At 57.6% G+C, this 20,613-nt stretch carries 22 protein-coding genes, 1 tRNA gene and 1 pseudogene; 15 read left to right on the top strand and 9 right to left on the bottom strand.

Translation table 11 applies throughout. The features are described 5' to 3' along the window. Positions 1-633, bottom strand: coding sequence for a hypothetical protein (locus tag ACTF5F_RS04870; protein ID WP_438955755.1), 633 nt, complete (start codon positions 631-633; stop codon positions 1-3). A gap of 132 nt (positions 634-765) precedes the next feature. Between ACTF5F_RS04870 and ACTF5F_RS04865 the strand changes: the two genes are divergently transcribed. Beyond that, complete coding sequence (locus tag ACTF5F_RS04865; RefSeq protein WP_438955754.1) at positions 766-1,146, top strand: hypothetical protein; 381 nt, start codon at positions 766-768, stop codon at positions 1,144-1,146. Here the strand turns inward: ACTF5F_RS04865 and ACTF5F_RS04860 are convergent. Further along, on the bottom strand, positions 1,117-1,464 hold the full coding sequence (locus ACTF5F_RS04860) for a hypothetical protein (protein WP_438955753.1): 348 nt from the start codon (positions 1,462-1,464) through the stop codon (positions 1,117-1,119). The two genes, ACTF5F_RS04865 and ACTF5F_RS04860, sit on opposite strands and share 30 nt — an antisense overlap. A 150-nt stretch (positions 1,465-1,614) precedes the next feature. On the opposite strand from ACTF5F_RS04860, the gene ACTF5F_RS04855 reads away from it, so the two are divergent. Next, positions 1,615-2,268: a thiamine diphosphokinase gene (locus ACTF5F_RS04855; protein ID WP_438955752.1), complete on the top strand. Its 654-nt coding sequence runs from the start codon at positions 1,615-1,617 to the stop codon at positions 2,266-2,268. On the opposite strand, the gene ACTF5F_RS04850 is transcribed toward ACTF5F_RS04855, so the two are convergent. Both ACTF5F_RS04850 and ACTF5F_RS04845 read right to left on the bottom strand, forming a co-directional pair. After that, positions 2,213-3,124: a DMT family transporter gene (locus ACTF5F_RS04850; RefSeq protein WP_438955751.1), complete on the bottom strand. Its 912-nt coding sequence runs from the start codon at positions 3,122-3,124 to the stop codon at positions 2,213-2,215. The genes ACTF5F_RS04855 and ACTF5F_RS04850 overlap by 56 nt on opposite strands. Beyond that, positions 3,124-4,497: an L-serine ammonia-lyase gene (locus tag ACTF5F_RS04845; protein WP_438955750.1), complete on the bottom strand. Its 1,374-nt coding sequence runs from the start codon at positions 4,495-4,497 to the stop codon at positions 3,124-3,126. Before ACTF5F_RS04845 ends, ACTF5F_RS04850 begins: the two co-directional genes overlap by 1 nt. Positions 4,498-4,695: 198 nt before the next feature. Between ACTF5F_RS04845 and ACTF5F_RS04840 the strand changes: the two genes are divergently transcribed. The 6 genes from ACTF5F_RS04840 to ACTF5F_RS04815 all read left to right on the top strand — a co-directional run bounded on the left by ACTF5F_RS04840 (position 4,696) and on the right by ACTF5F_RS04815 (position 10,153). Continuing rightward, on the top strand, positions 4,696-4,839 hold the full coding sequence (locus ACTF5F_RS04840) for a hypothetical protein (protein ID WP_438955793.1): 144 nt from the start codon (positions 4,696-4,698) through the stop codon (positions 4,837-4,839). After that, positions 4,826-6,184, top strand: coding sequence for a glutathione-disulfide reductase (gene gor, locus ACTF5F_RS04835; RefSeq protein WP_438955749.1), 1,359 nt, complete (start codon positions 4,826-4,828; stop codon positions 6,182-6,184). The genes ACTF5F_RS04840 and gor overlap by 14 nt, the downstream gene beginning before the upstream one ends. 73 nt (positions 6,185-6,257) lie before the next feature. Next, positions 6,258-7,415, top strand: a complete 1,158-nt coding sequence (gene hflK / locus ACTF5F_RS04830) for an FtsH protease activity modulator HflK (RefSeq protein WP_438955748.1) — start codon at positions 6,258-6,260, stop codon at positions 7,413-7,415. Then, the gene (gene hflC / locus ACTF5F_RS04825; protein ID WP_438955747.1) at positions 7,415-8,293 is read left to right on the top strand and encodes a protease modulator HflC; all 879 of its coding nucleotides are present in this window, start codon (positions 7,415-7,417) and stop codon (positions 8,291-8,293) included. Before hflK ends, hflC begins: the two co-directional genes overlap by 1 nt. Further along, positions 8,290-8,487, top strand: coding sequence for a DUF2065 family protein (locus ACTF5F_RS04820; RefSeq protein ID WP_438955746.1), 198 nt, complete (start codon positions 8,290-8,292; stop codon positions 8,485-8,487). The genes hflC and ACTF5F_RS04820 overlap by 4 nt, the downstream gene beginning before the upstream one ends. Positions 8,488-8,731: 244 nt before the next feature. Continuing rightward, positions 8,732-10,153 carry a Do family serine endopeptidase gene (locus tag ACTF5F_RS04815; protein ID WP_438955792.1) on the top strand — a complete coding sequence of 474 codons (1,422 nt, stop codon included), beginning with the start codon at positions 8,732-8,734 and terminating at the stop codon, positions 10,151-10,153. Positions 10,154-10,198: 45 nt separating this feature from the next. Here ACTF5F_RS04815 and ACTF5F_RS04810 read toward each other — a convergent pair whose 3' ends face one another. Beyond that, the gene (locus ACTF5F_RS04810; RefSeq protein WP_438955745.1) at positions 10,199-10,522 is read right to left on the bottom strand and encodes a peptidoglycan-binding domain-containing protein; all 324 of its coding nucleotides are present in this window, start codon (positions 10,520-10,522) and stop codon (positions 10,199-10,201) included. Positions 10,523-10,873: 351 nt separating this feature from the next. Here ACTF5F_RS04810 and ACTF5F_RS04805 point away from each other — a divergent pair, with 351 nt between their 5' ends. Continuing rightward, entirely contained in the window at positions 10,874-11,197 is a 324-nt protein-coding gene (locus tag ACTF5F_RS04805; protein ID WP_438955744.1) for a 2Fe-2S iron-sulfur cluster-binding protein, read from the top strand. A gap of 248 nt (positions 11,198-11,445) precedes the next feature. Beyond that, entirely contained in the window at positions 11,446-11,892 is a 447-nt protein-coding gene (locus ACTF5F_RS04800; protein WP_438955743.1) for a hypothetical protein, read from the top strand. Here ACTF5F_RS04800 and cobS read toward each other — a convergent pair. Beyond that, positions 11,889-12,689 (bottom strand): adenosylcobinamide-GDP ribazoletransferase, encoded by an 801-nt coding sequence (gene cobS, locus ACTF5F_RS04795; protein WP_438955742.1) that lies wholly within the window; start codon positions 12,687-12,689, stop codon positions 11,889-11,891. The two genes, ACTF5F_RS04800 and cobS, sit on opposite strands and share 4 nt — an antisense overlap. Before the next feature lie 50 nt (positions 12,690-12,739). Here cobS and cobT point away from each other — a divergent pair, with 50 nt between their 5' ends. Further along, the gene (gene cobT, locus ACTF5F_RS04790) at positions 12,740-13,756 is read left to right on the top strand and encodes a nicotinate-nucleotide--dimethylbenzimidazole phosphoribosyltransferase (RefSeq protein ID WP_438955741.1); all 1,017 of its coding nucleotides are present in this window, start codon (positions 12,740-12,742) and stop codon (positions 13,754-13,756) included. Here cobT and ACTF5F_RS04785 read toward each other — a convergent pair whose 3' ends face one another. Further along, positions 13,757-16,600, bottom strand: coding sequence for a hypothetical protein (locus tag ACTF5F_RS04785; RefSeq protein WP_438955740.1), 2,844 nt, complete (start codon positions 16,598-16,600; stop codon positions 13,757-13,759). 172 nt (positions 16,601-16,772) lie between these two features. Here ACTF5F_RS04785 and ACTF5F_RS04780 point away from each other — a divergent pair, with 172 nt between their 5' ends. Together ACTF5F_RS04780 and ACTF5F_RS04775 are read left to right on the top strand one after the other, a co-directional pair. Next, positions 16,773-16,904 carry a hypothetical protein gene (locus ACTF5F_RS04780; protein WP_438955739.1) on the top strand — a complete coding sequence of 44 codons (132 nt, stop codon included), beginning with the start codon at positions 16,773-16,775 and terminating at the stop codon, positions 16,902-16,904. Between the two features lie 45 nt (positions 16,905-16,949). Next, positions 16,950-17,470: pseudogene (locus ACTF5F_RS04775) on the top strand (SIMPL domain-containing protein). Here the strand turns inward: ACTF5F_RS04775 and ACTF5F_RS04770 are convergent. Then, positions 17,467-18,759 carry an O-acetylhomoserine aminocarboxypropyltransferase/cysteine synthase family protein gene (locus ACTF5F_RS04770; RefSeq protein ID WP_438955738.1) on the bottom strand — a complete coding sequence of 431 codons (1,293 nt, stop codon included), beginning with the start codon at positions 18,757-18,759 and terminating at the stop codon, positions 17,467-17,469. The pseudogene ACTF5F_RS04775 and the gene ACTF5F_RS04770 overlap by 4 nt on opposite strands. 84 nt (positions 18,760-18,843) lie before the next feature. On the opposite strand from ACTF5F_RS04770, the gene ACTF5F_RS04765 reads away from it, so the two are divergent. Next, positions 18,844-19,257, top strand: coding sequence for a VOC family protein (locus tag ACTF5F_RS04765; RefSeq protein ID WP_438955737.1), 414 nt, complete (start codon positions 18,844-18,846; stop codon positions 19,255-19,257). Positions 19,258-19,646: 389 nt separating this feature from the next. On the opposite strand, the gene ACTF5F_RS04760 is transcribed toward ACTF5F_RS04765, so the two are convergent. Continuing rightward, positions 19,647-19,730: transfer RNA gene (locus ACTF5F_RS04760), tRNA-Tyr, on the bottom strand. Between the two features lie 107 nt (positions 19,731-19,837). Between ACTF5F_RS04760 and rlmB the strand changes: the two genes are divergently transcribed. Continuing rightward, a partial coding sequence (gene rlmB / locus ACTF5F_RS04755) for a 23S rRNA (guanosine(2251)-2'-O)-methyltransferase RlmB (RefSeq protein ID WP_438955736.1) occupies positions 19,838-20,613 on the top strand: 776 nt, incomplete at its 3' end.

The raw sequence follows: 20,613 nt of genomic DNA, 5'->3' as shown, positions 1-20,613 counted from the left end.
TTATTGCTCAAGGATCAGAACATAGTCCGCCTTGGCAACGACTTCGATCTCCTCAGCCGTTTCATCCAAGTCAGCAGACATTTCAGCGGTGAATTCTTCGGAGTCCGCTGCGAACTCGTCTTCAACAGTAGCGAGGTCAGCCATCAGTTTCGCTTCATCCTCTGGATCGAGTGCGGCAGCTGCGACGTCTTCGTAGTCTGTCAGATCGTCAGCACCATCCATATCGGCAAGGCTGAAGCCTTCGTCGTCGGACGCGGTGCCACCTTCTTCCGCCTCGCCTTCAATCGCTGAGATCACGTCGTCGAGCTTGATGTCGTCTTTTGGCTCTTCAACAGGTTCTTCAACTACAGGCGCTTTTTTGCGACCAAAGCGCAGGATGCGGGCCGTCAGCGACGGTTTCTTTTCTTCGACTTCTTCAGCTTCAGCAGTCTCTTCGGTCTGCTCGCTTTCAGTGGCAATGGAAGCAATCAGATCCGTGTCAATGTCAGAGAAGGTCTTGTTGTCGGCATCGTCTTCTGCCGCGTCTTCAGCAACCTCTACTACAGTGGTATCGGCGAAAAACTCTTCCGCGTCGGACATGTCACCCGCATCAGCTTCGACCGTTTGGTCATCTGATTTGGCTGTTGTCGCCATGATAGAGGCGAGCGCGTCAGCTGCGTTCAGGTCGTCTGCATCGTCTTCTTTCGAAGCTTCCGCGACGTCCGCTTCTGCTTCGAATTCTTCCTAGGCTTCGTCTTCCTCCGTCATGTCGGCGAAGAATTCTTCTTGGGTCGCCTCGTCTTCAGCGACTTCTTCTTCGGAGGCCTCTTCTTCGACGGCCTCGTCGTTGACCACCTCTTCTTCGACAGTTTCTTCCTCTTCAGCTACGAATTCTTCTTCGGCCTCAGGTTCCGCTTCGTCTTCGAACTCTGCGGATTTGCCAGCGTCGAAGGTGAACGCCTCGGGTGCATTCTCTTCCTCAGACGGGTTGCTGAAGAACGCAGCGCTGTCGTTGCCGCCAACGACTGCGCGAATGCGCTGGAGCTTTGCAGCGACGCTGGAGGGGTCGGTATGTGTTGTCTGACGCTCCAGCTGTTCTGGCGCAATATCCTCGAGGGTGGTACTGGACGGTGCGTCTTAGGCAGCTTCTTCTTCGACGTCATCTGACTGGACGTCATCCTCGGCCGTCTGATCGTCAGACTTCATGTCGAGCGCGTCACTTGCCGCGGCTTCTGCGGCGCGCAGGACGATACCATTTTCATTAGAGCGCGCTTCAACGCGGCGCTCGATCTCACGTTTGGCAATACGAGTGATCATCTCAGCGTCTGGTGTTGGAGGCTCCGCACCGAAATAAAGGTCCCGCTCTGCAAGGTCGAGGAAGTATTCCGCAATCGCTTTCATCGTGGAGTGGGAATCCTCAAACCCTTCAAGGGTGCAAGAAAACGTCCCGTAGGACACTGTGAAGATCTTGCTCGACTCAACCATTGTATTCGCTCGCTTTCCACCGCCGTGCAGTTGGACGGTTTATTATTATTTGGTTCGTAATCGGAGGAAGAATGGCTTATCCTAAAGTATTATTTCATGACCCAATTGAGGAATGTTTGTGAAACTGACCCAAATAAAGGCGTCTAGACGGTGATTGTTAACAGTTCCGAACCAGTCACATTGGTGGGAGGTGCTGACCTGAACAGCGATGATCTTACCATTGCGATGGGGTTAGCGCCAAAGGTTGTGGCCGCAGACAGCGGGGCAAACAAGCTGTTGTCTGCTGGAGTGGCACCAGACGCGATATATGGGGATATGGACAGCATTTCGGACGCCGCGCGGGCGGCATTTGCCGACCGAATCCATCAAATCGACCGCCAAGATACCACCGATTTGGAGAAGGTTTTAGACCGCGTGGCCGCGCCCGCCTTCGTTGCGATAGGATTTTTGGGCCAGCGGCTTGATCACACATTTGCTGCATTGCGGGCGGCGGCGGTGCGCCCTGGCTGCCACGTTGTTTTCTTGGGCAGCGATGATGCGGTCTGTGTGATCCGCGACCGATCTTTGCGGATTGAAATGCCGGTTGGTGCGGGGGTTGGCGTCTTGCCTTTAGGCGCAGCAGAGGTGCAATCGAAAGGGCTAAAGTGGGAGTTGGAGGGCGCTGAATTGGCGCTGGACGGTTTGATCAGTTCGTCGAACGCAGCGGTGGCTGGCAGCGTATCGTTTGATGTGACAGGCGCGGTCGCCGTCACCGTGCCGCGGGCATTGCTGCCAAACGTGCTTGCTGGCGTTCTCGAAAAATAACGTAGAGGCCGGAGCTGACGATCACGCCAATGCCGGTCCATGTGAGCCAGTTCGGGAAGTCGCCAAAGATCAAGTATCCAAAGGCCACGGCGGTGACGATTTCCAGATAGTGTAGCGGGGCGAGTGTGCTCGCCGGTGCCATGGAGAGCGCATAGGTCATCATCAGGTGTGACCCAGCTGCGGCCAGGCCGACGCCCAAGAGCCAAATCCAGAAGATGCCTTGTGGCATGACGGGATCAATGTCCAAGACGCTAGTACCGTTCCCGAAATAGAGGATTGGCAGACAAATGGCAGAAGCGATGATCGCGGTTTGCGCTTGCATCGGCAAAGGGCCGATTTTGGGTGCGAGGCCGCGGGTCAGGATCATATAGGCGGCGAAGGTGACAGCGGTCCCGAGCGGGTAGAACGCCACGGGTCCAAAGACGGCGAGGCTGGGCTGGATCACCAATAGCGCGCCGGTGAAGCCAACCGCACAGGCCATGATGCGACGCGGGCCAATGGCGTCGCGGAAGACGAGATAACCCATCAGCAGGATGATGAACGGCTCCACAAAGGCGATGGCAAGCGCGTCGGCGATGGGCATGATGCGAATGGCGGCGATAAAGCAGTAGGTCGCGGCGAGCAGGCAAAGCGCGCGGGCAATCATCAAGCTGAGGGTATTAGGTGGCAAACGTAAGGACTGGCCCGCAATCCACACCATTGGGATCATCAGCGCCGCTTGCACCAAGAACCGCGCGGCGGTGATTTGGCCCACGGGGATCTCTGTCGCCGCTAATTTCGCGCAGACGTCCAAGATCGGGGCAGTGATGCAAAACCCGATCATCAGGGCCATCGCTATGCCGACGCGGTCCGCCATCAGCAGTTGGGTACGTTCACGGCGAGGCCACCGAGAGCGGTTTCTTTGTACTTCTCGCTCATGTCCTGACCGGTTTGGCGCATCGTCTCGATCGCCACGTCGAGGTGGACGAGATGCTTGCCATCCCCACGAATGGCGAGCGACGCGGCGGAGACGGCTTTGATCGCGCCAAGGCCGTTGCGTTCGATGCAGGGCACTTGAACGAGACCTTTGACCGGATCGCAGGTCATGCCGAGGTGGTGTTCAAGCGCGATTTCAGCGGCGTTTTCGATCTGCTCTGGCGTGCCACCCATCACAGCGCAGAGGCCGGATGCCGCCATTGCCGCCGCGCTGCCCACTTCCGCTTGGCACCCGCATTCCGCGCCGGAGATTGAGGCGTTGTATTTGATGAGCCCGCCGATAGCGGCGGCGGTGAGCAGGAATTCGGGGACTTTGCTGACCGTCGCGCCAGGGACGTGGTCCAACCAATATCGGATGGTGGCGGGGACGACGCCCGCCGCGCCATTGGTGGGCGCGGTGACGATTTGGCCGCCAGCGGCGTTTTCTTCGTTCACTGCCATCGCATAGGTCGACATCCAGTCGTTGATCGTGTGCGGCGCGGTGAGGTTCATGCCGCGTTCGGCCATAAGCGCGTCATAGATGCCTTTGGCGCGGCGGCGCACGCTGAGACCACCGGGCAGGATGCCTTCACTGCTGATCCCGCGATCAATACAGGCGTTCATCACTTCCCAAATTCGGGTGAGGCCAGCGTCGAGGTCGCTGTGCTTCATCCGTGAGAGCTCATTCGTGCGCTTCATATCCGCGATGGATTTCCCGGAGGTTTTCGCCAGCTCCAGCATCTCTGCCGCCGACTGGAACGGGAATGGGACGGGCGCGCCGGTGTCGGTGGCTTTCCCATCGGCCAGTTCTTTCGCTGTTAGCACGAACCCACCACCGATAGAGTAGTATGTTTCCTCGATAATCACGTCGCCTTGCGCGTCTTTGGCGTAAAGTTTCATACCGTTGGAGTGCCCAGTCAGGATGTCGTCGTAATTGAAGATGACATCAGCCTTGGGGTCAAAGCTCAGCTCGCCCAATCCGTCTGGGTGGACCGTCTTGTCTGCCGCGATGCGGGCCAATTCAGCGTCGGCCTTTGCTGCGTCGTAGTTGTCCGACTGCATGCCGGCCAACCCCAGGATAACAGCGCGGTCCGTGGCGTGGCCGACACCCGTGAACGCAAGCGACCCGTGGAGCGATGCGCGAAGGCCCTTAACCTCAAATGGTTGGTTGCGCAGATGATCCAAAAACCGGTTGGTGGCCACCATTGGGCCGATGGTGTGGGAGGAGGAGGGCCCGACGCCCACCTTGAACATATCAAACACCGACAGGAACATCAGGGCATGCTTTCTTATCTTGATCGTGGCGGCAAAAGCCTCGCTTTCAATCCTATAGAGTGCGTTGCTGACCACAAGCCGCGCTAATGCGACCGATGGGGGTGCTTTTGCGCGACTGAAACGCTGCGAATCGGCGATTGGCCCCTCGCATGGGAGGTGGCATTCCTCTATAATGCGTCCAAACCTGAGGAGAGTACCATGTCATCAGAGCTGTCACCGATTGATCGCGCGAAGTTTGTAGCGGCGAAACGGGCTGCGAGCTTTGTTGAAACCTTACGCGGAGCCTCAAAGGTTCCGCCAAACGATTTTGAAGTGATGGGACAAGCCGATGGCGACGTTTGATTATGAATTGTTTGTGATCGGCGGTGGGTCCGGTGGTGTGCGCGCGGCGCGGGTGGCGGCACAGACCGGCGCAAAAGTTGGATTGGCCGAAGAGTCCCGCATGGGCGGGACATGCGTGATCCGCGGCTGTGTTCCCAAAAAGCTGATGGTGTTCGCCAGTGAGTTCAGCGACATGTTCGAAGATGCGCAATCCTATGGCTGGGATTTGGACGTGGGCACGTTTAACTGGTCGAAATTTCGCCCGAAATTGCACGCCGAATTAGATCGGCTGGAGGGGATTTATCGTAGTATCTTGTCCAACAATGATGTTGCGATCCACGATGCGCGGGCAACGCTCAAAAATCCGCACACGGTGTCCTTGTCTGATGGCACCGAAGTCACCGCAAAGCATATTTTGATTGCGACGGGTTGCTATCCGGTTGTGCCGGGGACGCCTGGGGCGGAGCATGGGATTTCCTCAAATGAGCTGTTCCTGCTCGATGAGTTCCCAAAGAAGATGCTGATTGTCGGAGGCGGTTATATCGCGTCGGAGTTTGCAGGAATCATGAACGGGCTTGGCGTCGAGGTGGATCAATTCTACCGCGGCGAACAGATCTTGCGTGGGTTCGACGACGAAGCGCGTACAATTGTGGCTGAGGATATGGTCAAGCGTGGCGTAAACCTACGCCTTGGTGTCAACGTCGAAGAACTGCAAAAGCGGGACGGCGGTGTTTGGGTGAAAGATACTGAGGGTGGTGAGCAACTGTATGACCAAGTGCTGTTTGCCACAGGTCGCCGCGCCAACACGGACGGGCTGGGCCTCGAACAGGTGGGTGTTGAGATTGGGAGTAAGGGCGAGGTCGTCGTTGACGAGTATAGCCAGACCAGCGTGCCCTCAATCTATGCCATCGGGGATGTGACGAACCGTGTGCAACTGACGCCGGTGGCGATCCGCGAAGGTATGGCCTTTGTCGAAACGGTGTTTCACGGCAATCCGACCCCTGTCGATCATGAGTTGATCCCGTCAGCCGTTTTCACGCAGCCTGAATTTGGCACGATTGGCCTGACGGAGGAGCAGGCGGCGGCGCAAGAACCGATCGAGGTCTATTCCACCAGCTTCAAGCCGATGCACCATGCATTTGCAGGCCGTGAAGATCGCGTTTTGATGAAGCTCATCGTCAGCAAAGCGACCCGTGTTGTTTTGGGATGTCACATCGTCGCAGACCATGCAGGCGAGATGATCCAGCTTGCTGGTATCGTGGTGAAACTGGGCGCGACGAAAGAACAATTCGACCAAACTTGCGCGGTTCACCCGACGATGGCGGAAGAGCTGGTCACGATGAAAGAACCAACGCGGACAACTTGAAAATCCGACAAAAAAGATCATTTTAGTTCCAAGGCCCAAAGCCAGGGCGATTAGCAAGGAAGCAAACCAGAACATGGCAGGAAACAACGGCGGCCCGTGGGGCGGTGGTGGAAACAACGGCGGTGGCAACAATGGTGGCGGCGATGATCGCAACCGTCCGCCGCGCAGACCCGGTCAGGACAATAACCCGCAAATTCCAGAGATTGACGATCTGGTGAACAAGGGCCGTGAGCAACTCCGCGTTCTCATGGGCGGCGGTGGCGGCGGCCAGAACGGTTCTGGCGGCAGTGGCAAAGGTGGTCCAGCGATCACGCGCGGCACGCTGGGTCTCGGGGCGATTGCAGCCGTTGTGCTGTGGGGCATGGCGTCATTCTATACCGTGGCCCCGGAAGAGCAGTCAGTTGAACTGTTCCTTGGTGAGTACATGTCCACCAACGGTCCCGGTTTGAATTTTGCCCCTTGGCCGCTGGTCACGCGCGAAGTTTTGGCAGTGACGACCGAACGCAACATAGAGATTGGCACAAGCCGTGCAGGCAGTGATGCGGGTTTGATGCTAACCGGTGACGAGAACATCGTCGACATCGACTTCCAAGTTGTTTGGAACATCACCGATCCGCGGGAATACCTGTTCAACCTCGCTGATCCGCCCCTGACGATTGAGGCGGTGGCTGAATCCGCGATGCGCGAGATTATCGCGCAGTCTGAATTGGCGCCAATCCTGAACAGAGACCGTGGTGCGATTGCAGATCGCCTTCAGCTTGACATTCAAAACACCCTCGACAGCTACCAGTCCGGCGTGAACATCGTGCGTGTGAACTTTGACAAAGCCGACCCGCCGGAGCCGGTTATCGCTGCCTTCCGTGAGGTACAGGACGCCGAACAGGAACGCGACCGGTTGCAGAACCGTGCGGACGCTTACGCCAACGAACAGCTTGCGCTGGCCCGTGGTGAAGCGGCGCAGTTGCTGGAGCAGGCCGAAGGGTATCGTGCGCGCGTGGTGAACGAAGCGCTGGGTGAGGCGAGCCGCTTTAGCTCTGTTTTGGAAGAATACCAAAGCGCTCCAGAAGTGACCCGCAAGCGGATCTATCTTGAGACGATGGAGAATGTCCTTGGCGGCATCGACATCATCCTTCTGGATGACACGAACGGATCAGGCGGTCAGGGCGTTGTCCCATACCTACCACTGAACGAACTTCGCTCGAACACCAATAACAGCGGAAGGTCGAACTAATGAACCGCTCAATCGCATTGCTTATCGTTGCTTTCCTTGTTGTGGTGGGCATCGCATCATCGCTCTTCATCGTGGATGAACGGCAGAAAGCCCTCGTGCTGCAGTTTGGTCAAATCGTGAAGGTTCAGGAAGAGCCTGGTCTTGGGTTCAAGATCCCGTTTATTCAGGATGTGGTGCGCTATGACGATCGTATTCTGTCGCGCGACCTCGACCCGATCGAAGTCACGCCTTCTGACGATCGTCGTTTGATCGTTGACGCCTTTGCTCGGTACCGGATCGCTGATATCACTCGCTTCCGTGAGGCTGTCGGTGGTGGTGGTGAAGAGACCGCTGCGCGTCGTCTGGATTCGATCCTGCGTGCGGAAACACGGGAAGTTCTGGGTTCTGTAAGCTCCAATGACATCCTGTCGATCGACCGTGCCGCACTGATGCTGCGCATCAGAAACGGCGCAATTGCAGAAGCGCAGGGGCTGGGCCTTCAGGTCATCGACGTGCGTTTGAAGCGCACCGACCTGCCGCCGGCCAACTTGAACGCGACTTATGAGCGGATGAAGGCAGAACGGAACCGTGAAGCGGTGGACGAGATTGCCCGCGGTAACGAAGCCGCGCAGCGTATCCGTGCGCAAGCGGACCGGACTGTGGTCGAACTGACCTCAGAAGCGCGTCGCGAAAGCCAGATTATTCAGGGTGAGGCGGATGCCGAACGCAACCGTATTTTCGCAGAAGCCTTTGGTGCGGATCCAGAATTTTTCGAATTCTACCGCTCCATGACCGCCTATGCACGCTCCTTGCGGCCGGGTAATTCGACGATGGTTCTGAGCCCAGACAACGAGTTCTTCAACTACTTGAAGTCTGATACGGGCGCGGCCTCCGAATGATCGCATACATCTTACTGGGCCTCGGTTTGGTCCTGTTGATTGAGGGGCTGGTGTACGCATTGGCCCCTTCGCTTATCGAAGACCTGTTGACGGCGTTGAAATCACTGCCCGTGGAACAGCGCCGTCTGATGGGGTTTCTGGCGATGGTGATCGGGGCGATGTTGCTTTGGGGTGCACGCGCGGCCGGACTCTAGGTGCGGTCCCGTGTCGGAGCCCTAATCATTGTGCAGACTTTCCTAAGAAATTACGCAGTTCTTCACATCACGTCTGTTTGAAGCAGCGCGATAGACGTTTGCGTTGAACTCTTGGCGCCCTACATTATTCATCAGACACTCAGAAAAAGCCGTCAGGCAAGACCACATTCGAACTAAGGAGAGAGCCGTGAGATCAGAGGCCTTGTTCGTTCAAAAAAAAGCTGTATCCCCGCGCCGCACGTTAATGGCGTTGATTACGGGAACCGCGCTCGTCCTTGCTATGATGCTGGCGCAAGCAACGCCCGCATTTTCGCAAGACCGTCCGGGGACATTCGCCGATCTGGCAGAGCAGGTGAGCCCGAGCGTTGTAAACATCACCACCTCAACCGTCGTTGCAGGCCGCAATGGGCCGCAAGGCGTTGTACCTGAAGGTAGCCCGTTTGAGGATTTCTTTAATGACCTTCAGCCCGAAGGCGACAACGACCGCCAGCGACGTTCTTCGGCTTTGGGATCAGGTTTCGTCATTTCGGAAGATGGCTACATCGTCACCAACAACCATGTGATCGAAGGGGCGGATGAGATTCTGATCGAATTCTTTCCAGGTGGTGAACCTGGTGTGCCTGCCGAACTGGTTGGCACTGATCCAAACACAGACATTGCCGTGCTGAAAGTCGACCTTGAAGGTCTGCCTTTTGTCGAGTTCGGCGACAGCAACGCCGAAGGCGCCCGCGTGGGTGATTGGGTGATGGCGATGGGCAATCCGTTGGGGCAGGGATTCTCCGTCTCTGCTGGTATCGTCTCAGCCCGTGATCGTGCGTTGTCCGGAACTTATGATGACTACATTCAAACCGATGCGGCAATCAACCGTGGTAATTCTGGTGGCCCGCTCTTCAACATGGATGGTGAGGTCATCGGTGTGAACACGGCGATCTTGTCACCAACAGGTGGTTCGATTGGCATTGGGTTCGCGATGTCCTCTGCCGTAGTAACGAACGTGGTCGATCAGCTACGTGAGTTTGGCGAAACCCGTCGCGGTTGGTTGGGCGTGCGTATTCAAGACGTCACACCCGACATGATCGATGCGATCGAAGGTTTGCTGTCTGCCAATGGCGCACTGGTGACAGAAGTTCCACCGGGACCAGCGGAAGATGCTGGCATGGAATCTGGCGATGTCATCACTGTCTTTGACGGTGTGGAGATCGAAGACACCCGCGAGCTTGTCCGTATCGTCGGCAACTCACCCGTGGGCAAGGAAGTGGCTGTGACCGTTCTGCGCAATGGGGAATCTCAGGATCTGACCGTTGTGCTGGGACGCCGCGAGACAGCTGAAGCTGTCGCCTTTCCAGCGCCGGAAGAGGTTGAGCCGGAGCCATCGCAATTCCTCGGTCTGACTTTGTCGACAGTGACCGATGATCTGAAAGATCAGTACAACCTGAATTCTGACGACGGTTTGGTCATCACTGCTATTGATCCAGACTCAGTGGCAGCCTCCAAAGGACTTGTCGAAGGGGACGTGATCACAGAAGCCGGTCAGCAGAAGGTGATCAGCATCGAGGATTTCGAAACCCGCATCATGGAGGCGTCAGACGCTGGGCGCACATCGCTGTTGCTGCTGGTGCGTCGCGGCGGTGATCCGCGGTTTGTGGCACTAAGCCTCGTAGAGTAAGCACCGCAAATTGAAGATTTTAAGGGCGTACTGGCGGGTGCGCCCTTATTCGTTGGCAACGCCGATCAATCCGAGTATTTGCGCCGTCTGGAGTGCAAGGATTGAGCTGTTGAGGCCGCGCCGCTCCTGATAAAGCTGGATCGCAGTGCTGGTTGGCTCATCCATCAGCCCTGTGATCGCGCCCGTGAATTCACCGCGCGCCAGCAATGTCCTTTGCAGTGATGCGACAAAGTTGAGCGTGTAGGTCGGCGGGCACACCGTTTCAAACTGTTGAATATCGTCGCTGGTGATGCGGACGCGCTGGGCTTCGTTGTTGAAGATGGCAGGATTCAGGACTCGTCCGTCGGCTGCCCGTGTCTCTGGGATCACCTCAATCTGTCTGATCCCGTTTCAAACCAATCTGGTCCTCTGACGGTGGCGAAACAGCGGCCGTCTGCCCGCGTCTCAATATCACCGAATGCAAAAAGGATCGGCTCTGGCGCAGGATCTTCAGGCGGCGCAATCTAACTGCACGCGCACAAGAGGCCAAGCAATATGGGGTCAACTTCTTAATAGCGCTAGGGATACGCCAGTTTGGCGCCAATCAAATTAGATTTGATCGGATTTCAGCGGTGAATGTCGCATCCGTTGCAGATGGCGCGCTTTTTGCCACTGGCAGATCGGGAGTGACAGCCCTAAATTACGCAGAACGCAGGCGAAATCTTAAGAGGAACACGCGGTATGGCAAAAATCACCTATGTCGAATTCGGCGGTAAAGAACATGTTGTTGACGTCGCAAACGGCCTGACCGTCATGGAAGGCGCGCGTGATAACGGCATTCCGGGGATCGAAGCGGATTGTGGTGGAGCCTGTGCCTGTTCGACATGCCACGTTTACGTGGATGAGGCTTGGTTGGAGAAGCTGCCTGCAAAAGACGGTATGGAAGAAGACATGCTCGACTTTGCGTTTGAGCCCAACGAGACTACGTCTCGTCTGACATGCCAGATCAAGGTGACAGATCAATTGGACGGCTTGCGCGTCCAAATGCCAGAGCGTCAGATTTGATCAAAACGGTTGGTCTGGCGGCAGCGCTTTTTGCAGGTGCTGCGCAGGCCGAGATCGTATCGGCGACTTTTCAATATCCAACCTCCTAATATGGTCACAACGTTGTTCCGGGCGGTGAATATGCACGTTTACAATTAGAATTAAGCGACGGGACCACCCTTGCAACCGATGCAGTTGGTGGCGTTTATGAGCACATACCGCCATGGCTCATTGACCTTGATGGGGACGGGTCGAATGAGGTTTTGACTTTGTTTTCTTATTTCGACGCAGGCGCCGCGATCCGCATTTGGGATGAGATCGAAGACGGCGGAGCGATTAAGCTGATTGTAGAGGGCACGCCGATTGGGCAGCAGTTCCGCTGGCTGGCGATCATGGGCGCGGCTGATCCGGATGGTGATGGCGTGGTTGAGATTGCCTATGTCGATCGCGCATATTTGGCGAAGACCATTCGCGTCGTGCGGGTCGAAGGTGATGGCTTGGAGTTGGTTGATTCCATTGCTGGCGTTACGAACCACCGCATTGGGGAACCGGACATCGCAGGCGGCATCTGCTTCTGCGGGCAGGGGCCTGAGATGATCGTTGCGAGTGCTGACTGGTCGGAGTTGTTGGCCGTGACCTATGACGGGGATTTCTCGACCCGAGTGATCAGGACTGATACCGGCCGCACGGCCTTTGCTGCTGTGATGGCCTGCTAGGCCAAAACCGCCAAGGCTGTCGCGAGAAGGGCGATCTCGGACACTTGTTGCGACGCGCCGAGGATATCCCCCGTTTGCCCGCCGATCTTCCGTTTCGCGATGGCAGCACAGGTCAGGCTTGCAATCGCTGCGACAAGCGCGAAGTTCAGCACATACCAACCACCGATGATGCCGATACAGGCCGTGCCTAACGCAACGCCTGAAATCATTGTTGCCGTCGCAGGACGCCCAACGGAACGGCTGAGGCCATCTTTTCGCGCGTTCTCCAACGATCCCATGAGCGTAAGCATGACGGCGCGGCTGCCGATGGCTGCGATCAGGATGCCTTGCCAAAGGACGCCCGCATGGATCAATCCAAGAGTCGCCGCGTAGCGCAGGAGTAGGGACAGACCCAAAGCCAGCACTCCATAGGTGCCGATCCGGCTGTCTTTCATGATCTCCAGCCGACGCTCGACCGTCCAACCGCCCCAGAGCCCGTCGGCACTGTCGGCCAAGCCGTCTTCGTGCATCGCACCTGTGATCACGATGGACACGAGAAGGCAGAGTCCCGCCGCGATGGACGCATCCAATCCGATCCACAAGGCTGCAGATGCGGTCAGCAACACGATCAAAGCGACCACCAATCCCACCAATGGATAGGCCCAAGCAGAGCCGGAACCGCGTGCCATCGCGCGGTCTCTGTCGACCGGAATACGCAGGCGCGTCAGCAACCCGAGGGCTGCCGCATAATCATGCCAAATGACGTTGGGCTTTATGTCGTGATTTTGCAAAAACCCGCCTCGTAATGCGCTTTTCATTCCACCAAAGATCGTTAGACAACTCACATTGATAACGCAATGAGGTCACGATGTGCGCACCGTTTTCCACTTTGGCAGAGTTTAGGAACATCTTGGCCAAAGCCCCTAACCACAACACAGCGGCCAAGGCCGCTGCGGAGGAGCGGAATGGGCAATTGACCAAGCCGCCAGGCGCGCTGGGTCGGCTTGAGGATTTGGCAATCTGGTATGCGGGATGGCGTGGCAGTGCGACACCATCGGTAGAGCGGCCTCAGGTCATTGTTTTTGCGGGCAACCACGGGGTTTGCGCGCAGGGCGTATCCGCGTTCCCGCCAGAAGTGACCGTTCAGATGGTGGCGAATTTTGAGCATGGCGGTGCGGCAATCAACCAGCTGTCAAAAGCGTTTGGCGCGAAAATGGATGTCCACGCGCTCGACCTTGACACGCCGACCGCTGATTTCACGCAAACGCCGGCAATGACCGAAGATGAGGTTGTGGCTGCTCTGGCGACAGGGTGGAACGCCGTTGATCCTGACGCGGATGTGCTGGTGGCGGGCGAGATGGGCATCGGCAACACAACTGTAGCTGCGGCTGTTGCTGCGGCAGTTTTGGGTGGCGACGCTGCTGACTGGACGGGTCGTGGGACGGGAGTGGATGATGCTGGTTTGGCGCGAAAGACCGAGGTTGTAAACAAGGGCTTGGCGCTTCATGCGGATGCGATCAAAGACCCGCTCGAAGCGCTGCGGTGCCTTGGCGGGCGCGAGTTGGCGGCAATGGCCGGTGCGATTGCGTCGGCACGGGCCAAGGGCATTCCTGTCATCCTCGATGGCTTCATTTGTTCGGCGGCTGCGGCTGCGCTGCAGGTCGCAGAAGCTGGCGCGCTCGATCACGTTGTCGCGGGTCACTTGAGCGCCGAAGGTTCGCATGAGCGGTTGCTCAAGAGCCTTGGGAAAGAGCCTTTGTTGAGCCTTGGTTTGCGGTTGGGCGAAGGGTCAGGCGCGGCCTTGGCATTGGGTGTGCTGAAGGGCGCAGTCGCCTGTCATTCGGGTATGGCGACATTCGCCGAGGCGGGTGTTGCGGACGGCTGATCAGTCTGACGGGATTTCCAACGTATAGGTGCGGCCGCGTTTGACGTAGTTCAACGCGGATTCGCCGATCGCGGTGACGCTGCCACCATCCAACGGGTCGCCGGGGCTGACCCGCAGATAACGCCCGTTCGACAAACGTACGAGGGCATACCGGTTGGACGCGCGCCCATAAACACCAATTAGGTTGATGTCTCGCAAGCGGATTGCGTTGTCGATGGTCGCGGCGCGAGCCACGCCGCCGGGTGTTGGCCCCCTGATGACCGCTGGTGCAGCCGCTGATGCGCGTGTTGCTTGCGGTGCTGTTCTATCCGCCCGCGCGACAATTTGAGCGAAGTTGCGGGGGCGTGTGTTGGGGCGTTCGGAATTGACTACAGCGAGCGATGTGGGTGTTACGAAGGGCGACGATGGTGCGGCATCGGAGATGGCGGCAAGGACTGATGTGATGTCATTGTCGGCGGGCGTCGGAACGTTGACGAGGCCAGCGGGCCGGACGTTGGGGCGGAAGCCAGCAAGCTCAGGATCAGCGATTGCCAAGAGGCTGAGCGGTTGTGCGGGGCGCAGGGCAGGGCGGTAGCCAGCGAGTGTAGGGTTCGCGAGATCGAGCAAGCCACCGCTTTGCGGTGCCAAGACCGCAGGGCGCACGCTGGGCCGGAAGTTGGCAAGTGCTGCGCCCGATGAGCTGATGCGATCAGTTGGATTGACAACGACAGCGGCAAGCTCAAGTGCAGCCGTCTCAGCTAGATCGCCTGTTTGCGCGAGGTCGGTCGGCAGATCAGGCTCGTTTGGAAGGTCCGGCTCTGTGGGGAACGTTGGCGTCTCGTCAGCGATAACGACTTCGGGGACTTCCACTACTTCTGGTTCTGGCTCCGGCAGTCGCGACGCGAAATCATCCGGCCGCAGCGGCGGTTTACGCAGGGGGGCACCGGCCAGAACAAAAAGGTCGTCTGTACTGGTCAGAACCGAATTGTTGTCGCCTGCCGCATCTGCGAGCGCTTCCGGCAGTGGGGCCAGCCCAGCAGGGCGGAGCGGTGGCAGTTTGGGCGGCGGACCCGCAACCAGAACCAAGGGTGCGTTGCCGCCCGTTAATGGGCGTTCAATCACGACATCCGGCACCTCTGTCCCTGGGCGGAAGGGGGGTATTTTGTCAGGTGCGCCGGCAAAAACGATGGCGCCGTCGGGTGTAACCGTCCCCTCTGGCGTTGCCAAAATGAAGCCGCGCAGGTCACGTGCGAATGTAACGCCTGCAGGTGGCGGGTTGCGCGGCGTGGCGAAGAGCGGATCGGGCAGAAGCGCCTCTGACGGCGGTATCAAAACCTGATCCAGACGACCTTGCGAAATCACAGACTTGGCTGGAATGAACCCATCAAGCGACCCACCTTCTGGCAACAGTGGGAGGCGAGGTGCGCGTTGATAAACGCCGGTAGCGGCATAGATGCGATCTGCTTCTGCTGGTGACAGAACGCGGCCGATGGTCTGGCGGAGGACAGGCAGGGCAGGCGTTTCTGGCGCTAATTCTGGCGTCGGCGTTGTGAACGCTGCCGTTTCTACCTCCGTCGTTTCGACATCGGCGGGTGCGGTTTCTACAACGACCTCGGCTGCGGGTTCTGGCGTGGCTTCAGGCTGTGGGTCGGTCAGGACCACGTCGGTTTCCAACGGGGTGATTGTTTCGGGTTCGATAATCATAGGAGGGGCGAACCATCCAGCGATGCCATCTTCACCCAATGTGTTGGCCCAGATCGCGACGAGGAACAGGAACACGACCAGCGCACCCATCAGCATCAGGCCGAGGAAGCGTGGCTTGCCGCCTACTTTATCGCGGCCGCGCGCGCCATAAACGGTGAGCTGTTCGGCTTCTTTCTTACTGCGTTTGCCCTGTCTCTGATCCGCTGTTGAGACGCTAGCGTCTGACTCGATTAGCTCTGGCTGCAAGACGATGGGTTTTGATGGCGGGGCGCTTGTCGCCATAGCGGCGCCAACTGCGGGTGCAGCACTGGGCGGCGTGATGCTAGGTTCACGGCGGGTGCCGAAGACGGGGGGAGGCGTGTCATTCTCGTCCGGGGCAAGCTCATCGTCGTCAACTGGCTCTGCTTCATCCGCGGCTTCGATCGCTTCCGCCTCATCTTCGACGATATTGTCTTCGATGGATGCGTCATCCTCGGCGACTGCATCGAGCGCTTCACTGTCCTCGGTTTCGGCGATGGTGTCTGGTGCTGGTTTCCGATGGGCGGAGGCAAAGACAAATGGGGCGAGGGGTTCATCTTCTGCGATAACAGGTGCGTCGTCCTCGACGACGTCCGGCTCCGGCAGGGTTGCGCTGCCCACAATCGCCATGAGTTCATTTTCGCGGCCGATCTTTTCCGCCAGCCCGTTCTTTGTGGCTGTGTCGGTTGAGCCAAAGAAAATTTCTCGTCGGAAGGTGAGGGGTTCCGGCTCCGCGATAAACGCCACTGGCTCAAACTTATGCTCAATCGCGAAGGCTTCAGCCTCTTCAAGCGTCTCTTTCGCGACGGCGGCGATGTAGGTGCGCCCGCCGGTGCGGTCAAAATCAATCTCCAACTCATCGACCGCATAGGGCGTCGCGCCATCTAGCGCGGCGGTTATATCTTCTTCCAAGGTTTGCGCGGTGTCGATGGTGATGAATCTGATCTGATCGGCTGGAATGATCAGTTTGGTGTGGACTGGACCTGGTTCCAACGCCATTGCCTTTTGGCGCAAATCCGTAAGACCGCCGGCCAAATCGTCCGCATCTGGTGCCACTTCGCCGATCACATGCCAGCCGCCCGGAACCCGGTGCAGCAGGCGTATGCCTTCAAACGACAGCGACAGTGCGAAATTCGGCGTCATGCCATGCCCTTAGCATCTTCGACAGAACAGCAATACATGTAATTACATCGACCAAAAGTTTATAGCGTTTTCTCGCCAAATCCAAGGTTTTGCACGATTTCTTGCAAGGAATTCGCAATGATCTGAGCCGTAGTGGAAAGAAACCAAGACTTCGAAGCAAGGAGATTTGTTCATGGTTTTCATTCGCTCAATTTTAGGGGCTGCGTTTTTGGTGGCCGCGCAAATAGCTGTCGCAGTCGATGGCAGCGGCCAGATCACCGTTTCAGGACAGGGGCAGGTGTCTGCGGTGCCTAAAATGGCGTAGATTGTGGTGGGCGTGCTTGTGATTCAGCCAACGACGAATGAAGCTATGGAGGAGCTTACGAGCAGTCTTAATGGCGTGTTTGAACAACTGGATAAGATTGATATTGATCCCGCTGACATCCAGACCAGCGGTTTGAGCCTGTCGGCTGAGCGTGAGTACCGCTCAACGAGTCTGTGCCAAAAATCACCGGTTATAGTGCGCGTTCGACCGTGTCATTGCGCGTGCGCAAATTGGATCGGCTGGGTGTGATTTTGGATCGCGTGCTGGGTGCGGGAGCCAATGAGATGCAAAGGCTTCGCTTTGAAATTGAGGACAGGGCGGCGCTGAAGACGGCAGCGCAGCAGGCCGCCGTTGCGGATGCTGCGCAAAAGGCGCAGACCCTTGCAGCGGCTGCTGGTGTGGAATTGGGGGCGCTGATGCTGCTCAACGAGTGTGGCAGTTGTGGCCCAAGTTTGCAGTTTGAAATGTCGGCTACAACGGAAGATGCCGCCGTCTCGATAGCGAGCGGCAACATCACGATTTCTGCAAGCGTTACAATGACCTACGCCATTGGATCGCCTGATTAGGCAGTAGCCTTAGACAGCGCTTGATCGAGGTCTGCAATGATGTCATCGGCATCTTCGATGCCGATGGACAGACGCACGATGTTCGGACCCGCGCCTGCGGCTTCTTGCTGTTCGGTTGTCAGCTGGCGGTGGGTTGTGCTGGCGGAGTGAATGATCAAGCTGCGCGTGTCGCCCAAATTCGCTACGTGCGAGAAGATCTCGAGGTTGTCGACCAGTTTCATACAAGCGTCGTAGCCGCCTTTGACCGCGACAGTGAACAGCGCCCCCGCACCGCGTGGGCAGATTTTTTCGATGAGCCCGTAGTAGGGAGAGCTTTCGAGGCCCGCGTAGGTCACGTAGTCAATGCGCGGATCGTCTTCGAGCCATTTGGCGACCTTACGCGCGTTCTCCACATGCTTTTCCATCCGCAAAGACAGGGTTTCGATCCCCATCAGCGTGTAATGTGCCGCTTGCGGGTTCATCGTCATACCGAGGTCGCGCAGACCGATGGCAATACCGTGAAAGGTAAAGGCGAGGGGGCCGAAGGTTTCGGCGAATTTCAGGCCGTGGTAGGCGGGCTCTGGCTGGCTGAGGGACGGGAACTTGTCATTCGCGGACCAGTCAAACTTGCCGCTGTCGATGACGCAGCCGCCTGTGACGGTGCCGTTGCCAGTGAGGTATTTCGTGGTCGAGTGCACAACCAATGTCGCGCCGTGTTCAATCGGGCGGCAGAGGTATGGAGTGCCCGATGTGTTATCAACGATGAGCGGGATGCCAGCATCATCTGAGATCGCAGAGATAGCATCGAGGTCAGATATATGACCGCCGGGGTTGGCAATCGCCTCACAGAATACAGCGCGAGTGTTGTCGTCGATCGCGGCCTTCACAGCGTCATGATCGTCAAAGTCCACGAACTTGGCGGACCAGCCGAAGCGTTTGATGGTCTGGCTGAACTGCGTGACAGTGCCGCCATAGAGACGGGAGGAGGCCACGATGTTGAGGCCCGGACCCATCAGCGGAAAAAGCGCCATGATCTGTGCCGCGTGGCCGGACGAGCAGCACACGGCGCCAACGCCGCCTTCCAAAGTTGCCAAACGCTCTTGCAGCGCAGCAACCGTGGGGTTGGTCAGGCGAGAGTAGATATAGCCCACCTCTTGCAAGTTGAACAAAGCGGCGGCGTGGTCCGCATCACGGAACACATAGGCCGTTGATTGGTAGATCGGCACTTGCCGCGCGCCGGTTGCCGGATCAGGCCGCGCGCCTGCATGAATCTGTAGCGTGTCAAAGCCGTAGTCAGTATCGTTGGACATCGGAATTCCCCTCATCTGTCGTTGAGGACTTTCTAGGCACAATTTTCGGTGCCCTCAACGTCGTGAAACAAAAAGGACTAAAAAATGCGCTATCCCTTCCATTTGGCCTTCCACGTCACGGATTTGCGCGCTGCGCGAGAATTTTATTCCGGTGCTCTGGGGGCAGAAGAGGGGCGGTCGACGGAAACATGGGTCGATTTTGATGTGTTTGGGCATCAATTGAGCCTCCACCTCGGGACGCCATTTGTGACAGCGGCGACGGGGCAGGTTGGCGACACGATGGTGCCGATGCCGCATCTGGGGTTTGTGCTGCCTTTGGATGATTGGAAAGCCTTGGCGCAGCGCTTGGAGAACTACGGTGTCGCGTTCGTCATCCCCCCATTGGTCCGATTTGAGGGGGAGCCGGGGGAGCAGTGGACGATGTTCTTCAACGATCCCTCTGGCAATCCCATTGAGGTGAAGGGTTTTGCGGAGATGGAAGGGGTTTTTGCCAGCTAGGCCTTTGGTTCGTTCACGACGTCTCTACCGGACCCAAAACCCTGCGGCTTTGATCTTGTTGCGCAGTTTCCGCTCAGGCTTGGGAAGGTTATCGCGATCAAAGAGCGCACGCACTTTCTCCCCCCGGTCGTGATAGACCATGACCTTGAATGCGTCATAGCGTTTGAGGAGCTTCTTGATGTTGTTGGGTGCGAACGCATATTTAAGGAAGTTGCATCCGGGGCGAAATCTAACCTTCCCGTTTTAGCTGAAGCTTTGGACTATTGTCGTCCTGGAGACACTCTCGTTTGCCTCAACCATGTGTCGAAAACCCTCTAAATTGTGTCGAAAAAGCCGACCATAGAGACATGTATAGCCTTAAAAAAAAGAAAAAAAATGCAGTAGGAGAGTGGTGGGCGACCCTGGAATCGAACCAGGCGTGCGTCTCCGCGAGGGAGTTACAGTCCCCTGCCACACCTTGCGGCCTGTCGCCCACTGACGGGCTGATTATCCTTGGGGCTGACAGGCGTCAACCTTAAAAGCGGTGCTTCACAGATGTGGTTTGCTTCGTTATCAGCACGGGGTTCAGACCGAGGGTGATATGAAAAAACCAAAGTGGGTTGTGGCCAAGGAACAGGCCAAGCGGGCAGCAGCGGCGGAGACGGTGTGGCTCTTTGGATTGCATGCGGTCCGCGATGCGCTTTTGAACCCGAAGCGGCAGAAGCTGCGGCTTGTTCTGACCAAAAACGCGCTCGACAAATTGGAAGAAGCGGTCGCTGCATCTGGCATGGAGCCAGAGATGTCGGACCCGCGCAAATTTGCAGCGCCGATTGATGCCCAATCTGTGCATCAGGGTGCGGCATTGGAAGTTAAACCGCTCGATTGGGGGCGGCTGGAGGATGTGGCGCTGGGCGATGGCGCGATGCCGCCGCGGATTGTGCTGCTGGACCGTGTGACTGACCCGCACAATGTCGGGGCGATCCTACGCTCGGCTGAGGTGTTTGGGGCGCGGGCAGTTGTCTCCATGAGTCGGCACGCGGCGCCAGAAACGGGCGCCTTGGCCAAAACCGCCAGTGGAGCTTTGGAGCGTCAGCCTTATGTGCGCGTCAGAAACCTCGCGGATGCGATCACAGACCTGCAGAGGGTGGGCTATCTGGTGCTGGGGTTGGACGGCGAGGCGGAAGAGACCATTGGGACAGCCGTCGCAGGGAAAACCGACCGTGCCATTGCTTTGGTCATGGGGGCCGAGGGCCCTGGATTGCGCGACAAGACGAAAGAGACCTGCGACCAATTGGTGAAAATCGACTATTTGGGGGGATTTGGATCGCTCAACGTCTCAAATGCTGCGGCGGTTGCCCTATATGCTACCAAGGGCTG

The sequence above is a fragment of the Cognatiyoonia sp. genome, from assembly GCF_965661665.1.
In the GTDB taxonomy this organism is placed as follows: Bacteria; Pseudomonadota; Alphaproteobacteria; order Rhodobacterales; family Rhodobacteraceae; genus Cognatiyoonia.
This window is presented reverse-complemented; position numbering and strand designations above follow the sequence as displayed.

Bases quoted from the DNA above. Each gene is read 5' to 3' on its own strand.
- ACTF5F_RS04805 (WP_438955744.1), top strand. From the start codon at position 10,874: ATGGCAAAAATCACCTATGTCGAATTCGGCGGTAAAGAACATGTTGTT.
- ACTF5F_RS04860 (WP_438955753.1), bottom strand. From the start codon at position 1,464: ATGGTTGAGTCGAGCAAGATCTTCACAGTGTCCTACGGGACGTTTTCT.
- ACTF5F_RS04785 (WP_438955740.1), bottom strand. From the start codon at position 16,600: ATGACGCCGAATTTCGCACTGTCGCTGTCGTTTGAAGGCATACGCCTG.
- ACTF5F_RS04815 (WP_438955792.1), top strand. From the start codon at position 8,732: ATGGCGTTGATTACGGGAACCGCGCTCGTCCTTGCTATGATGCTGGCG.
- ACTF5F_RS04850 (WP_438955751.1), bottom strand. From the start codon at position 3,124: ATGGCGGACCGCGTCGGCATAGCGATGGCCCTGATGATCGGGTTTTGC.
- hflC (WP_438955747.1), top strand. From the start codon at position 7,415: ATGAACCGCTCAATCGCATTGCTTATCGTTGCTTTCCTTGTTGTGGTG.
- ACTF5F_RS04780 (WP_438955739.1), top strand. From the start codon at position 16,773: ATGGTTTTCATTCGCTCAATTTTAGGGGCTGCGTTTTTGGTGGCCGCG.
- ACTF5F_RS04770 (WP_438955738.1), bottom strand. From the start codon at position 18,759: ATGTCCAACGATACTGACTACGGCTTTGACACGCTACAGATTCATGCA.
- gor (WP_438955749.1), top strand. From the start codon at position 4,826: ATGGCGACGTTTGATTATGAATTGTTTGTGATCGGCGGTGGGTCCGGT.
- cobS (WP_438955742.1), bottom strand. From the start codon at position 12,689: ATGAAAAGCGCATTACGAGGCGGGTTTTTGCAAAATCACGACATAAAG.
- ACTF5F_RS04845 (WP_438955750.1), bottom strand. From the start codon at position 4,497: ATGTTCCTGTCGGTGTTTGATATGTTCAAGGTGGGCGTCGGGCCCTCC.
- ACTF5F_RS04765 (WP_438955737.1), top strand. From the start codon at position 18,844: ATGCGCTATCCCTTCCATTTGGCCTTCCACGTCACGGATTTGCGCGCT.
- ACTF5F_RS04870 (WP_438955755.1), bottom strand. From the start codon at position 633: ATGGCGACAACAGCCAAATCAGATGACCAAACGGTCGAAGCTGATGCG.
- ACTF5F_RS04820 (WP_438955746.1), top strand. From the start codon at position 8,290: ATGATCGCATACATCTTACTGGGCCTCGGTTTGGTCCTGTTGATTGAG.
- ACTF5F_RS04840 (WP_438955793.1), top strand. From the start codon at position 4,696: ATGTCATCAGAGCTGTCACCGATTGATCGCGCGAAGTTTGTAGCGGCG.
- hflK (WP_438955748.1), top strand. From the start codon at position 6,258: ATGGCAGGAAACAACGGCGGCCCGTGGGGCGGTGGTGGAAACAACGGC.
- cobT (WP_438955741.1), top strand. From the start codon at position 12,740: ATGTGCGCACCGTTTTCCACTTTGGCAGAGTTTAGGAACATCTTGGCC.